The organism is Duganella flavida, from assembly GCF_009857445.1.
GTDB classification, from domain to species: domain Bacteria; phylum Pseudomonadota; class Gammaproteobacteria; order Burkholderiales; family Burkholderiaceae_D; genus Rugamonas; species Rugamonas flavida.
The window spans coordinates 270,256-282,909 of record NZ_WWCN01000006.1 but is presented as its reverse complement, the minus strand read 5'-3'; the positions used below and the strand labels follow the sequence as shown (position 1 = coordinate 282,909).

Sequence of the window (12,654 nt, the reverse complement as noted above, 5' to 3'; positions counted from 1 at the left end):
CCAGCAGAGAGAGCAACTTGTATGAAGAAGAGCAAAATAAGCAAAACTCTAGCTGTTCCCGGCATGATGCAAGATGCCGGAGATCCCCTCGAACCATTTGGCGCTGCCTCCAGCACGCTCAATCTGGCAAATCATTTCCTTATTGCAATGCCATCCATGCAAGATCCGGTCTTCGGCGGCACGGTGGTGTATGTTTGTGAACACAACGAAAACGGCGTGCTCGGCGTGGTCATTAACAAACCGACCGACATGACCATGCACACCCTGTTCGAGCGTATCGACCTCAAGGTCGACCACGGCCTCGAAGGGCATGACGACGAGCCTATCATGTTTGGCGGCCCGGTTCAGGACGACCGCGGCTTTGTGCTGCACACGCCTGGCCAGCGCTATTCGTCCTCGCTGACGGTGACCAAGGACATCGCTTTCACCACCTCCATCGACGTACTGGAAGCCGTGGCTGCCGGTGACGGTCCGCCGCGCATGCTGGTGTCGATCGGCTACTCGGGCTGGAGCCCGGGCCAGTTGGAAGAAGAGATCAGCCGCAACGGCTGGCTGACCGTCGGCGCCGATCCGGAGATTCTGTTCAACCTGCCGATCGAAGAACGCTACACCGCCGCCATGCGGCTGTTGGGCATCGATCCGCTGATGCTGACTTCCGAGGCGGGCCACGCTTAAATGAGCAGTATCGACACCATCCTTGCTTTCGATTTCGGCGTGAAGAGAATCGGTGTGGCGATGGGGAACACCATGCTGCTGCAGGCGGAACCCCTGAAGGTCATCAAGGCGGAAGACAATGCCACCCGTTTTGCCGATATCCAGAAGCTACTGGACGAATGGAAGCCGGCCAAACTGGTGGTCGGCCTGCCCATGCACCCTGACGGCAATGAACACGACATGACGGCGCGCGCGCGCCGCTTCGCCAATCAGTTGACCGGCCGCTTCGGCCTGCCGATCGAGCTGGTGGACGAACGCTATTCCTCGGCCGTGATTTCGGCCAAGCGCGGTGAGATCATCGACGATCGCGCCGCCGCCATCATCCTGCAACAATATTTCGACTCCCTCTGACCATGTCTACCCTGAATCCCAACCAACTCGATGCCGAAGCGCTGTACGCAACGCTGCTGGCCGATGTAAAAGCCGGCCTGGCCGGCGTGCCGGATGTCGCGATTGTCGGCATCCACTCCGGTGGCGCCTGGATCGCTGAGCGCCTCGCGGCCGACCTCGGCCTGTCAGCCCGCTGCGGTGTGTTGGACGTGTCCTTCTACCGCGACGACTACGCCAAGAAAGGCCTGCCAGCCGACGTCAAGCCGACCAACATCACCTTCGAGGTGGCGGCCGCCAACATTCTGCTGGTGGATGACGTGCTGTACACCGGCCGCACCACGCGCGCCGCCATCAATGAGTTGTTCGATTACGGCCGTCCGGCGCGCATCATGCTGGCCGCGCTGGTGGATCGTGGCGAACGCCAGCTGCCGGTGGCAGCGGACTTCGTTGCCGGCCACGTGGCTGTGCCGAAAGGGCAGGCGCTGGTGCTGAAACGCGCCGATGATGGAAAATTTACGCTAACCATTGAATAAGACCATGCTTAATCCGCAACTGAATAAACACGGCGAACTCCAGCACTTGCTGTCGATCGAGGGCCTGCCGAAGGGCATCCTCAATCACATCCTGGACACCGCCTCGTCGTTCGTCGGCATCTCCGACCGCGATGTGAAGAAAGTGCCGCTGATGCGCGGCAAATCGGTGTTCAACCTGTTCTTCGAGAACTCGACCCGCACCCGTACCACGTTTGAAATCGCCGCCAAGCGTTTGTCGGCCGACGTGATCAATCTGAACATCCAGGCTTCCTCGACCAGCAAAGGTGAATCGCTGCTGGACACCATCGACAACCTGGCGGCGATGCACGCCGACATGTTCGTGGTGCGCCACGCGCAATCGGGCGCACCGTATTTGATCGCCAAGCACCTGATGGAGACCAAGCAGAACCACGTGCACGTGGTGAACGCGGGCGATGGCCGCCACGCGCACCCGACGCAGGGCCTGCTGGACATGTACACCATCCGCCACTACAAGAAGTACTTCACCAACCTGCGCGTGGCGATTGTCGGTGACATTCTGCACAGCCGCGTGGCCCGTTCCGACATTCACGCGCTGACCACGCTGGGCGTGCCCGAAGTGCGCGCCATCGGCCCGCACACCCTGCTGCCTGGCGGCCTGGAGCAGATGGGCGTGCGCACCTTCACCAATATGGATGAAGGCCTGAAGGACGTCGACGTGATCATCATGCTGCGCCTGCAGAACGAACGCATGAGCGGCGCGCTGTTGCCGTCGGCTGGCGAATACTTCAAGAGTTATGGCCTGACGCCTGAACGTTTGGCACTGGCCAAGCCGGACGCCATCGTGATGCACCCGGGCCCGATGAACCGCGGCGTCGAGATCGACTCCGCCGTGGCGGACGGCGCGCAGGCAGTGATCCTGCCGCAGGTGACGTTTGGTATCGCAGTCCGCATGGCGGTGATGAGTATCGTGGCAGGAACGCAAGCATGAAGAAGAATATTCACATTAAAAACGGCCACGTCATCGACCCAGCCAACGGCATCGACGGCCTCAACGACCTATACATCGCTGACGGCAAAGTGCTGGCTATCGGTGCCGCGCCTGCGGGCTTCACCGCTGACGAAACCATCGACGCCATCGGCCTGATCGTGGCGCCGGGCTTTGTCGATTTGTCGGCACGCCTGCGCGAGCCGGGCTTTGAATACAAGGCCACGCTGGAATCGGAAATGCAAGCCGCGATGCAAGGCGGCGTCACCAGCCTGGTGTGCCCGCCGGATACCGATCCGGTGCTGGACGAACCGGGCCTGGTGGAGATGCTGAAACACCGCGCGCAAAAACTCAATCAAGCGCACGTGCACCCGCTGGGCGCGCTGACCGTGGGCCTGAAAGGCCACGCGCTGACCGAGATGTCGGCGCTGACCGCATCGGGCTGCATCGGCTTCTCGCACGCCGAGCAGCCTATCGAAGACACCAACGTGCTGCTGCGCGCCATGCAGTACGCCAAAACCTTCGGCTACACCGTGTGGCTGCGTCCGCAGGATGCGCACATCGGCCGTGGCGGCGTGGCCGCTTCGGGCCCGCTGGCTTCGCGCCTTGGCCTGTCCGGCGTGCCGGTCATGTCGGAAACCATCGCCCTGCACACCATCTTCGAACTGATGCGTGCTTCCGGCGCACGCGTGCACCTGTGCCGCATCTCGGCCGCTGCCAGCCTGGACCTGATCCGCAAGGCCAAGGAAGAAGGCCTGCCGCTGACCTGCGACGTTGGCGTGCACCACGTACACCTGACTGACGCCGACATCGGCTTCTTCGATTCGAACGCGCGCATGGACCCGCCATTCCGCAGCCAGCGCGACCGCGATGCGATCCGCCTCGGCCTGCTGGATGGCACCGTCGATGCGCTGTGCTCGGACCATACGCCGGTCGATGATGATGAAAAACTGCTGCCGTTCGGCGAAGCTTCGCCGGGCGCCACCGGTCTGGAGCTGCTGCTGTCGCTGACCCTGAAGTGGGCGGAAGACTACGCCAAGATGCAAGACACTGGCGCAGGTAAAGATGCAATGCGTCCGCTGTCGCGCGCGCTGTCCCGCATCACCTCGGAAGCGGCGCGTGTCGCTGGCCTCGACGCTGGCACGCTGTCGGTCGGCGCCACGGCGGACGTGGTGCTGTTCGACGCTGGTGCGCACTGGACGGTGGAAGCGTCGGCGCTGGCCAGCCAGGGCAAGCACACGCCATTCATCGGCTACAACCTCGCTGGTCAAGTACAAACCACCATCGTGGCTGGCCACGTCGCTTACCAACGCTGATACGCTTGCATGAAACTGTCGACGATATTCCGCCTCGCGCGGGTGATGCTGCATGTGTTCAAGGGCATGGCGATTTGTGCCGTGGTGTTTCCGTGGATCGGGCTGGAGAAGCGTAACGGCCATATCCGCCGCTGGTCTACCAGGCTGCTGCGCATCTGCAATGTAACAGTGGAGCAGGCGGCCGGCAGCGCGCCTGTGCTGGAACATTGCGCGGTGGTGGCTAACCACGTGTCGTGGCTGGACATCTTCGTGGTGCACAGCCTGCATCCTAGCCATTTCGTGGCCAAGGCCGAGATCCGTTCCTGGCCGCTGGCTGGCTGGCTGGCGGAGAAGGCCGGTACCGTGTTCATTGCACGCGGCAACCGGCGCGATCTGCGCCATATTTTCAAAGGGCTGGTGACCAGCCTGGAGAAGGGGGAGCGCGTGGCCTTCTTTCCGGAGGGGACCACGGCGCCGCAGGGTAGCTTGCTGCCGTTCCACGCGAATCTGTTTGAAGCGGCGATTGACGCCAAGGTGCCAGTGCAGCCTTATGCGCTGACCTATGAAGATGCGTCAGGCGCATCGCATCCGTCAGTGGACTTCATCGGCGAGACCAGTTTCGCTGAAAGCATCATCCTGATCCTGAACGGCCCGCCGGTCAAAGCCAAGCTGATGATTCTGCCGCCGATGGACACCATTGGGGCGCATCGCCGCGACCTGGCGGAAGCGTCGCACAAAGTCGTCGCCGCCGCATTGGGTGTGACGGTTTAAGCTTTCTTGCCGGGCGCCTGGAACTGCGGACACTGCACTTGTAGCAGGCTGCGGTCTTCCAGGCACACGGCGGATAGCTGGCCGCCCCACACGCAGCCGCTGTCCAGGCCGATCAAATTTGGCTTCAGGGTCAAGCCCAGGGCCGACCAGTGGCCAAACACCACTGTCTCTTTGGCGCTGCGCCGGCCCGGCACCTCAAACCATGGCATCAAGCCGCTGGCCGGATCTGCCGTCCCGCTTTCCTTCATTTTGAAATCCATCACGCCATCAGCGCTGCAGAAGCGCAGCCGCGTCATGGCGTTGATGATGCAGCGCAGCCGCTCCGCACCTTCCAGTTGATCCGACCACTGGTCCGGATGGTTGCCATACATTTCAGCCAAAAACTCGGCGATGCCGTCGCTGCGCAGCATGTCCTGCACCTCGCCTGCCAGCGACATCGCTTGTGATGGAGTCCATTGCGGCAGCAGGCCCGCATGCACCAGCACGTGGCCTTGCACATGAATCGCCAGCGGCCGGTGCCGTATCCAGTCGATCAGCTCCGCGCGGTCCGGCGCATGCAGGATCTCGGCCAGCGTGTCGGACTTGTGCTCTGGCCGGATGCCATACGCCACCGCCAGCAAATGCAAGTCATGATTGCCCAGCACGCTGTCGATCAGCCCGCCGCTGGCCATCGCCAGCTTGCGCACGTGGCGCAGCGTGGCCAGTGAATCCGGGCCACGGTTGATCAGGTCGCCTGCAAACAAGATGGCAGGCTCGGCCACGCCATCCGCCGCCGCGTGCGCACGTATGCGGTCGAGGATGGCCAGCGTCTGCTCATGGCAGCCCTGCAAATCCCCGATTACATAGGTTTTCATATGGATACTCACTTGTTCGTTGCTTTAGGGGCTGAATTACCCTGAATTTTTGCCCCGTTACGGGGCACATCACATAAAATCATGCATACGACTAATTTGACTCTTGCTGCGGGATACTAAATGATTTTTGTAACAGGTGGTGCTGGTTTTATCGGCTCAAATTTTGTCCTCGACTGGCTGGCTCAGTCGGATGAGCCTGTCCTCAACTACGACAAGCTGACCTACGCCGGCAATCTCAACAACCTGGCCTCGCTGAAGAACGATGGTCGCCACAGCTTCGTGCGCGGCGACATCTGCGACCAGGCCCAGGTGCTGGCGCTGTTCCAACAGCACAAGCCGCGCGCCGTGGTGCACTTCGCGGCCGAAAGCCACGTTGACCGTTCCATCCTCGGTCCGGGCGAATTCATCAACACCAACATCAACGGCACCTTCAGCCTGCTGGAAGCGGCGCGAGCCTACTGGTCCGGCTTGCCGGATGACGAGAAGGCCGCCTTCCGTTTCCTGCACGTGTCCACCGATGAAGTGTACGGCACGCTCGGTCCTGATGATGCGCCGTTCAGCGAAACCACCGCGTTCGCGCCGAACAGCCCGTACTCGGCATCGAAAGCCGCGTCCGACCATCTGGTGCGTTCGTACTTCCACACCTACGGCCTGCCGGTGGTGACCACCAACTGCTCCAACAACTACGGCCCGTATCACTTCCCTGAAAAACTGATCCCGCTGATCATCGCCAATGCGCAAGCCGGCAAGCCGCTGCCGATCTACGGCGACGGCCAGCAAGTGCGCGACTGGCTGTACGTCAGCGACCACTGCGCCGCTATCCGCCGTGTGCTGGAAGCGGGCCGTCTCGGCGAGACTTACAACGTCGGCGGCTGGAACGAAATGGCCAACCTCGACGTGGTGCACACCCTGTGCGACATGCTGGACCAGCTGAAGCCGAAAGCGGCCGGCAGCTATCGCGACCAGATCACCTTCGTCAAAGATCGTCCGGGCCACGACCGCCGCTACGCCATCGATGCGCGCAAGCTGGAGCGCGAACTGGGCTGGAAACCGGCCGAGACCTTCCAGACTGGCATCGCCAAGACCGTGCAGTGGTATCTGGATAACCAGGCTTGGGTGGCCGACGTGCAGTCGGGCAGCTACGCCAAGTGGGTGGAAACCAATTACTTCAATCGCGAGGGACAGTAATGAGCAATAAGCGCAAAGGCATTATTCTCGCGGGCGGCTCCGGCACCCGTTTGTATCCGGTCACGATGAGCGTCTCCAAGCAGCTGCTGCCGATCTACGACAAGCCGATGATCTACCATCCGCTGACCGTGCTGATGCTGGCCGGGATGACCGACATCCTGCTGATCTCGACGCCGCAAGACACGCCGCGCTTCAAGGACTTGCTGGGCGATGGTAGCCAGTGGGGCATCAACATCAGCTACGCGGTGCAGCCTTCGCCGGACGGTCTGGCGCAAGCCTTCATCATCGGCAAGGAATTCGTCGGCGATTCGCCGTCGGCGCTGATCCTTGGCGATAACATCTACTACGGCAATGACCTCGACGCGCTGCTGCGCCACGCTACCGAGCAGACCGATGGCGCCACCGTGTTCGCCTACCACGTACAAGACCCTGAGCGTTACGGCGTGGTTGAGTTTGATGCGGACCGCACCGCCGTATCGATCGAAGAAAAGCCGCAGCAGCCGAAATCGAACTACGCCGTCACCGGCCTGTACTTCTACGACAAGCAGGTGTGCGACATCGCCGCCAGCATCAAGCCGTCCGCGCGCGGCGAGCTGGAGATCACCGACGTCAACAAGGTCTACCTGGACAAGGGCCAGCTCAACGTTGAAGTGATGGGTCGCGGCATGGCCTGGCTGGACACCGGCACCCACGAGTCGCTGCTGGAAGCGGGCCAATTTATCGCCACGATTGAAAAACGCCAGGGCCTGAAAGTCGCGTGCCCGGAAGAGATCGCTTACCGCAAGGGCTACATCAACGCCGAGCAGCTGCGCAAGCTGGCCGAGCCGCTGAAGAAAAACCAGTACGGCCAATACCTGCTGCAAATTTTGGAAGATAAGGTTGTGCCACGATGAACGTTATTCAAACGCCGCTGGAAGGCTTGCTGGTACTGGAGCCGCGCGTGTTCGGCGACGACCGCGGTTTTTTCTTTGAAAGCTTCAACGCCAAGCGCTTTGCCGAACTGACCGGTGTCACTGCCGAGTTCGTGCAGGATAACCATTCGCGCTCGTCGAAAGGCGTGCTGCGCGGCTTGCACTACCAGATCCAGCAAGCGCAGGGCAAGCTGGTGCGCGCCAGCGCTGGTGCGGTGTTTGACGTGGCGGTGGATATTCGCAAGAACTCGCCGACCTTCGGCCAGTGGTATGGCTGCGAACTGTCGGCCGAGAACAAGCGCCAGTTGTGGATACCGGCCGGCTTCGCGCACGGCTTCGTGACCCTGACCGACGGCGCTGAGTTCCTGTACAAAACCACCGACTACTGGGCGCCAGAGCACGAGCGCTCGATCCTGTGGAACGACCCGGCCATCGGCATCCAGTGGCCGGCGCTGGACACTGCGCCGCTGTTGTCGGGCAAGGACCAGGCCGCGAAGCTGCTGGCCGACGCCGAGGTGTTTGCATGAAGGTTCTGCTGACCGGCAGCACCGGCCAGGTCGGCTACGAACTGGCGCGCAGTCTGCAGGGCGTGGGTGAAGTGGTGGCGGTGGACCGCAGCGAGATGGACCTGTCCAACCTCGACCAGGTGCGCGACGTCATCCGCCGCGTCCAGCCCAAGCTGATCGTCAATCCGGCGGCCTACACGGCGGTCGACAAGGCCGAGAGCGAGCCCGAGCTGGCGTTCCGCATCAACGCCGAAGCACCGGGCGTGATGGCCGAGGAAGCCAAGGCGCTGGGCGCAGCGCTGGTGCATTACTCCACCGATTATGTATTCGACGGTTCGCAAGCCACGCCGCGCGTGGAAGACGATCCGCTGGGCCCGCTCAACGTTTACGGCGCCAGCAAGCTGGCTGGCGAGCAGGCGATTGCGGCAGCCGGCATTCCGCACCTGATTTTCCGCACCAGCTGGGTGTACGGCATGCGCGGCAAGAACTTCCTGCTGACCATGCTGCGGCTGGCCAAAGAGCGCGCCGAGCTGCGCGTGGTGGCCGACCAGCACGGCGCGCCGACCTGGAGCCGCACCATCGCCGACACCACGGCGCAAGTGCTGTCGCAAGCGCATGCGGGCGGACGCGAATGGTGGGTGCAGAACAGCGGCGTCTACCACCTGAGTGCGCAAGGCCAGACCACCTGGCATGAATTCACCGAAGCCATCATCGCCGAGGCCGGGCTGTCGTGCAAAGTGCTGCCGATTGCCACGGCTGAATACCCGACGCCAGCCCAGCGGCCGCAGTATTCCGTGATGTCGTCGGAACGCCTGATGGCGCGCTTTTGCCACTTACCAGACTGGAAAGAAGCGTTGCATCTTTGTATGCGCTAACTCCGGGGTCAGGTCCTCCATTTCTACACGAGCCCTGCCGTTGTCTTCGCTACGGCAGGGCTCGTGTAGAAATGGAGGACCTGACCCCGGAGTTTGTATCGATTGGTAAGCATTGCCACTAGGGCCAGCCGGTGCTGGTACAATCGGCAGTTGGCATGCTGATAATGCTTCGTGTTGCGATACAACGCAGAACTTAAAATAATATGTTTTCCTTCCTACTGAGCTTTATCGCTTCCGCGCTGCTTACCCTGTTGGTGATTAAAGAAGCGAGACTGCACGGTCCGGCGCTGGACTCCAATTTCGACGGCGTGCAAAAAGTGCACTCCCATAATGTGGCCCGTATTGGCGGCCTGTCGATTTTTCTGGCAGTCGCGCTGAGCTCAGCTATTTCCATCTGGCGCGTGCCGGTGATGAGTCAGTGGCTGCTGTCGCTGCTGGCCTGCTCAGCCGTGGCTTTCGTCGGCGGCATCGTTGAAGACTATACCGGCCGCGTCAGCCCGCTGCGCCGCCTGCTGCTGACCATGGCGGCCGCCACTCTCGGCTACTTCCTGCTGGACGCCCGCATCGACCGCCTGGACTGGGCGTTTTCGGCGTGGGCGCTGCCGTATATGTGGATCACGCTGCCGCTGACGGTGCTGGCCGTGGCCGGCATCGCCAACGCGGTAAATATCATCGACGGATTCAATGGCCTGGCCAGCGTGGTGTGCATCTGCATGCTGCTGTCGCTCGGTTACGTGGCGCTGCAGGTCAACGATATGTTCGTGCTGATCGCCGCGCTGATGGTGGCCGGCGCCACGGCTGGTTTCCTGATCTGGAATTATCCGGTGGGCCTGATTTTCCTTGGCGATGGCGGCGCCTACTTCATCGGCTTCATGCTGGGCGAACTGGCGCTGCTGCTGGTGATGCGCAATCCGCAGGTGTCGACCTGGTATGCGCTGCTGCTGCTGATTTATCCGGCGTTTGAGACTTTGTTCTCTGTATATCGCCGCATGTTCGTGCGCGGGAAGTCGCCGGCCATGCCGGACGGGATTCACTTGCATAGCCTGATTTTCCGCCGCGTGGTGCAGTGGGCGGTGGGCCGCAAGGAAGCGCGCGCGCTGATTCGCCGTAATTCGCTGACGTCCCCGTATCTTTGGCTGTTCTCGCTGATGGCGGTGATTCCGGCCACCGTGTTCTGGCGCCACACCTGGGTGCTGATGCTGTCCTGTATTCTCTTCATCGGCAGCTACATCTGGATCTACGTGCGTATCGTGCGCTTCAAGGCGCCGCGCTGGATGATCCGGCATAAGAAGCACTGATGTACACTATTCCCTCTATTTTTGCAGGTTCCCACTATGGTTAATTTATCCAAGACGATTTTCAAGGCTTACGACATTCGCGGCATTATCGACAAGACGCTCGATGCCGGCGTGGCGTTCCAGATCGGCGCCGCTTTCGGCCGCGCTGCATTGGCCAAGGGCGAGAAGAAAGTCGTGATCGGTCGTGATGGCCGCCTGTCCGGTCCATCGCTGATCAAGGCGCTGGCGGAAGGCCTGCAATCGGCTGGCGTGGACGTGATCGACCTGGGCGTGGTGGCTACGCCGATGGTTTATTTTGGCACCAATGTGCTGGGCGCTGCGTCGGGCATCATGGTCACCGGCAGCCACAATCCGCCGGACTACAACGGCTTCAAGATGGTGCTGGCCGGCGAAGCGATTCACGGCGAAGCGATCACCGGCCTGTATGACAGCATCCTCGCGCACGACGGTTCGTCTTCGGCGACGCCGGGTGCCTACAGCACCCATGACATCCGCGAGCAATACCTGCAGCGCATCATCGGCGACGTGAAAGTTTCGCGTCCGATCAAGATCGCTGTCGATTGCGGCAACGGCGTTGCCGGCGCATTCGCGGGTGACCTGTATCGCGGCATGGGCTGCGAAGTGATTGAACTGTTCTGCGAAGTGGATGGCACTTTCCCTAACCACCATCCTGATCCTGCGCATCCGGAAAACCTGCAAGACCTGATCCGCGCGCTGCAAGAAACCGACGCTGAAATCGGCCTGGCCTTCGACGGCGACGGCGACCGCCTCGGCCTCGTGACCAAAGATGGCCAGATCATTTATCCGGACCGCCAGATGATGCTGTTCGCAGCGGATGTCCTGTCGCGCAATCCGGGCGCGGAAATCCTGTACGACGTGAAGTGCACCCGCCATCTGGCTCCGTATATCGAGAAGTCGGGCGGCAAGCCGCTGATGTACAAGACCGGCCACTCGCTGGTGAAGGCCAAGCTGAAAGAAACCGGTTCGCCACTGGGCGGCGAAATGAGCGGCCATATCTTCTTCAAGGACCGCTGGTACGGCTTCGACGACGGCTTGTACGCCGGCGCGCGCATGCTGGAAATCCTGACCAAGGAACAGGACCCATCCGCGCTGCTGAACGCACTGCCGCAGTCGGACAGCACGCCGGAACTGCACCTGCACCTGAAAGAGGGCGAGAACTTCATCGTGATGGACAAGCTGCGCGCGGACGCCAAGTTCCCTGGCAATGAGCGCATCATCACCATCGACGGCTTGCGTGTGGAGTACGCGGACGGCTTCGGCCTGGCGCGTTCGTCCAACACCACGCCCGTGATCGTGATGCGCTTTGAAGCGGAAACGCCGGAAGCGCTGGCACGCATTCAAGGCCAGTTCCGTGATGTGATCCTCGCGGCCAAGCCGGACGCGGAATTGCCGTTCTAAGTTCATGACGCGGCCCCTGAACATTCTGCTGGTACGCGTCTCCTCGCTGGGAGACGTGCTGCATAACATGCCGATGGTAGCCGACATCGCCCGCCACTTCCCCGACGCGAATATCGACTGGGTGGTGGAAGAGGGCTTTGTTAGCTTGGTGCGCATGAATGCGCGCGTGCGCAATGTGATTCCGTTTGCGCTGCGGCGTTGGCGCAAGAGCCTCGGCAAGGCGGAGACGCGGGCCGAGATCAAATCGTTTTTCCGTACCCTGCGCCAGCAGGAGTACGACTACGTGTTTGACACCCAAGGCTTGCTCAAGACCGGCATCATCATGGGCGCTGCGCGTATGGTGAAGGGCGGCCGCAAAGTGGGCCTGGCCAATGGCAGCGAGGGCTCTGGCTACGAGGGTATCTCGCGCATTTTCCATAACCTGAGCATTCCAACCGATCCGCGTACGCACGCGGTGGCGCGCGGGCGTATCGTTGCTGGTGCGGCGCTGGGCTATGCGGTCGATGCGCCGGCGGACTTTGGTTTGCCTGCAGTGTCGGACGACACGCCGCGTCCTGAATGGATGCCGGAGTCGTACGCAGTCTACTTCCACGGCACCGCGCGCGATGCCAAGAAGTGGGCGACCGAGAACTGGATTGCACTTGGCCACGAGTTGGCGCCGATGCCTATCCTGCTGCCTTGGGGCTCGCCGAAAGAAAAAGCGGAAGCAGAGCAGATCGCAGCAGGCCTGCCCAATGCGCGCGTGCTGCCGAAATTGTCGATGGCCGATGCGATCATGGTGGCGCGCCGTGCGTCGCTGGTGATTGGTGTTGATACGGGACTGGTACACATCGCGGCAGCCTTCGTGCGGCCGACGGTGGAGATTTATGCGGATTCGCCGCGCTGGAAGACTGAGGGTAACTGGTCGCCGCGCATTATCAACTTGGGTGACCAAGGCACGCCGCCATCAGTAGCGGAAGTGCTGACGGCGGCCCGGAGTTTACTGGGCTGATC

14 protein-coding genes are annotated in these 12,654 nt (G+C 61.7%); 13 read left to right on the top strand and 1 reads right to left on the bottom strand.

Annotation, left to right across the window (positions count from 1 at the left end):
* Positions 1-21: 21 nt before the first annotated feature.
* From GTP46_RS11955 to GTP46_RS11930, 6 genes are read left to right on the top strand one after another with little or no spacing between them, the layout of a single operon-like run.
* Entirely contained in the window at positions 22-675 is a 654-nt protein-coding gene (locus GTP46_RS11955; protein WP_371869638.1) for a YqgE/AlgH family protein, read from the top strand.
* Positions 676-1,065: a Holliday junction resolvase RuvX gene (gene ruvX / locus GTP46_RS11950; protein ID WP_202414237.1), complete on the top strand. Its 390-nt coding sequence runs from the start codon at positions 676-678 to the stop codon at positions 1,063-1,065.
* Positions 1,066-1,067: 2 nt separating this feature from the next.
* Positions 1,068-1,577 carry a bifunctional pyr operon transcriptional regulator/uracil phosphoribosyltransferase PyrR gene (gene pyrR, locus GTP46_RS11945; protein WP_161006842.1) on the top strand — a complete coding sequence of 170 codons (510 nt, stop codon included), beginning with the start codon at positions 1,068-1,070 and terminating at the stop codon, positions 1,575-1,577.
* Positions 1,578-1,581: 4 nt separating this feature from the next.
* Positions 1,582-2,547: an aspartate carbamoyltransferase catalytic subunit gene (locus GTP46_RS11940; protein WP_161006841.1), complete on the top strand. Its 966-nt coding sequence runs from the start codon at positions 1,582-1,584 to the stop codon at positions 2,545-2,547.
* Positions 2,544-3,860 (top strand): dihydroorotase, encoded by a 1,317-nt coding sequence (locus tag GTP46_RS11935; protein WP_161006840.1) that lies wholly within the window; start codon positions 2,544-2,546, stop codon positions 3,858-3,860. Before GTP46_RS11940 ends, GTP46_RS11935 begins: the two co-directional genes overlap by 4 nt.
* A 9-nt stretch (positions 3,861-3,869) precedes the next feature.
* On the top strand, positions 3,870-4,610 hold the full coding sequence (locus GTP46_RS11930) for a lysophospholipid acyltransferase family protein (protein WP_161006839.1): 741 nt from the start codon (positions 3,870-3,872) through the stop codon (positions 4,608-4,610).
* Here the strand turns inward: GTP46_RS11930 and GTP46_RS11925 are convergent.
* Positions 4,607-5,464: a symmetrical bis(5'-nucleosyl)-tetraphosphatase gene (locus GTP46_RS11925; protein WP_161006838.1), complete on the bottom strand. Its 858-nt coding sequence runs from the start codon at positions 5,462-5,464 to the stop codon at positions 4,607-4,609. The genes GTP46_RS11930 and GTP46_RS11925 overlap by 4 nt on opposite strands.
* Before the next feature lie 120 nt (positions 5,465-5,584).
* Here GTP46_RS11925 and rfbB point away from each other — a divergent pair, with 120 nt between their 5' ends.
* The 7 genes from rfbB (at position 5,585) to waaC (ending at position 12,652) form a co-directional block, all read left to right on the top strand.
* On the top strand, positions 5,585-6,652 hold the full coding sequence (rfbB, locus tag GTP46_RS11920; protein ID WP_161006837.1) for a dTDP-glucose 4,6-dehydratase: 1,068 nt from the start codon (positions 5,585-5,587) through the stop codon (positions 6,650-6,652).
* A complete protein-coding gene (rfbA, locus tag GTP46_RS11915; RefSeq protein WP_161006836.1) occupies positions 6,652-7,545 on the top strand; it encodes a glucose-1-phosphate thymidylyltransferase RfbA in 894 nt (297 codons plus the stop codon). Before rfbB ends, rfbA begins: the two co-directional genes overlap by 1 nt.
* On the top strand, positions 7,542-8,090 hold the full coding sequence (gene rfbC / locus GTP46_RS11910; RefSeq protein WP_161006835.1) for a dTDP-4-dehydrorhamnose 3,5-epimerase: 549 nt from the start codon (positions 7,542-7,544) through the stop codon (positions 8,088-8,090). Before rfbA ends, rfbC begins: the two co-directional genes overlap by 4 nt.
* A complete protein-coding gene (gene rfbD / locus GTP46_RS11905) occupies positions 8,087-8,944 on the top strand; it encodes a dTDP-4-dehydrorhamnose reductase (RefSeq protein WP_161006834.1) in 858 nt (285 codons plus the stop codon). Before rfbC ends, rfbD begins: the two co-directional genes overlap by 4 nt.
* Before the next feature lie 203 nt (positions 8,945-9,147).
* On the top strand, positions 9,148-10,242 hold the full coding sequence (locus GTP46_RS11900) for a glycosyltransferase family 4 protein (protein ID WP_161006833.1): 1,095 nt from the start codon (positions 9,148-9,150) through the stop codon (positions 10,240-10,242).
* Between the two features lie 36 nt (positions 10,243-10,278).
* Positions 10,279-11,661, top strand: coding sequence for a phosphomannomutase/phosphoglucomutase (locus tag GTP46_RS11895; RefSeq protein ID WP_161006832.1), 1,383 nt, complete (start codon positions 10,279-10,281; stop codon positions 11,659-11,661).
* A gap of 4 nt (positions 11,662-11,665) precedes the next feature.
* A complete protein-coding gene (gene waaC, locus GTP46_RS11890) occupies positions 11,666-12,652 on the top strand; it encodes a lipopolysaccharide heptosyltransferase I (protein WP_161006831.1) in 987 nt (328 codons plus the stop codon).
* Positions 12,653-12,654 lie beyond the last annotated feature (2 nt).

Coding starts and splice junctions, on each gene's coding strand:
- GTP46_RS11955 (WP_371869638.1), top strand. CDS start 22: ATGAAGAAGAGCAAAATAAGCAAAACTCTAGCTGTTCCCGGCATGATG.
- ruvX (WP_202414237.1), top strand. CDS start 676: ATGAGCAGTATCGACACCATCCTTGCTTTCGATTTCGGCGTGAAGAGA.
- pyrR (WP_161006842.1), top strand. CDS start 1,068: ATGTCTACCCTGAATCCCAACCAACTCGATGCCGAAGCGCTGTACGCA.
- GTP46_RS11940 (WP_161006841.1), top strand. CDS start 1,582: ATGCTTAATCCGCAACTGAATAAACACGGCGAACTCCAGCACTTGCTG.
- GTP46_RS11935 (WP_161006840.1), top strand. CDS start 2,544: ATGAAGAAGAATATTCACATTAAAAACGGCCACGTCATCGACCCAGCC.
- GTP46_RS11930 (WP_161006839.1), top strand. CDS start 3,870: ATGAAACTGTCGACGATATTCCGCCTCGCGCGGGTGATGCTGCATGTG.
- GTP46_RS11925 (WP_161006838.1), bottom strand. CDS start 5,464: ATGAAAACCTATGTAATCGGGGATTTGCAGGGCTGCCATGAGCAGACG.
- rfbB (WP_161006837.1), top strand. CDS start 5,585: ATGATTTTTGTAACAGGTGGTGCTGGTTTTATCGGCTCAAATTTTGTC.
- rfbA (WP_161006836.1), top strand. CDS start 6,652: ATGAGCAATAAGCGCAAAGGCATTATTCTCGCGGGCGGCTCCGGCACC.
- rfbC (WP_161006835.1), top strand. CDS start 7,542: ATGAACGTTATTCAAACGCCGCTGGAAGGCTTGCTGGTACTGGAGCCG.
- rfbD (WP_161006834.1), top strand. CDS start 8,087: ATGAAGGTTCTGCTGACCGGCAGCACCGGCCAGGTCGGCTACGAACTG.
- GTP46_RS11900 (WP_161006833.1), top strand. CDS start 9,148: ATGTTTTCCTTCCTACTGAGCTTTATCGCTTCCGCGCTGCTTACCCTG.
- GTP46_RS11895 (WP_161006832.1), top strand. CDS start 10,279: ATGGTTAATTTATCCAAGACGATTTTCAAGGCTTACGACATTCGCGGC.
- waaC (WP_161006831.1), top strand. CDS start 11,666: ATGACGCGGCCCCTGAACATTCTGCTGGTACGCGTCTCCTCGCTGGGA.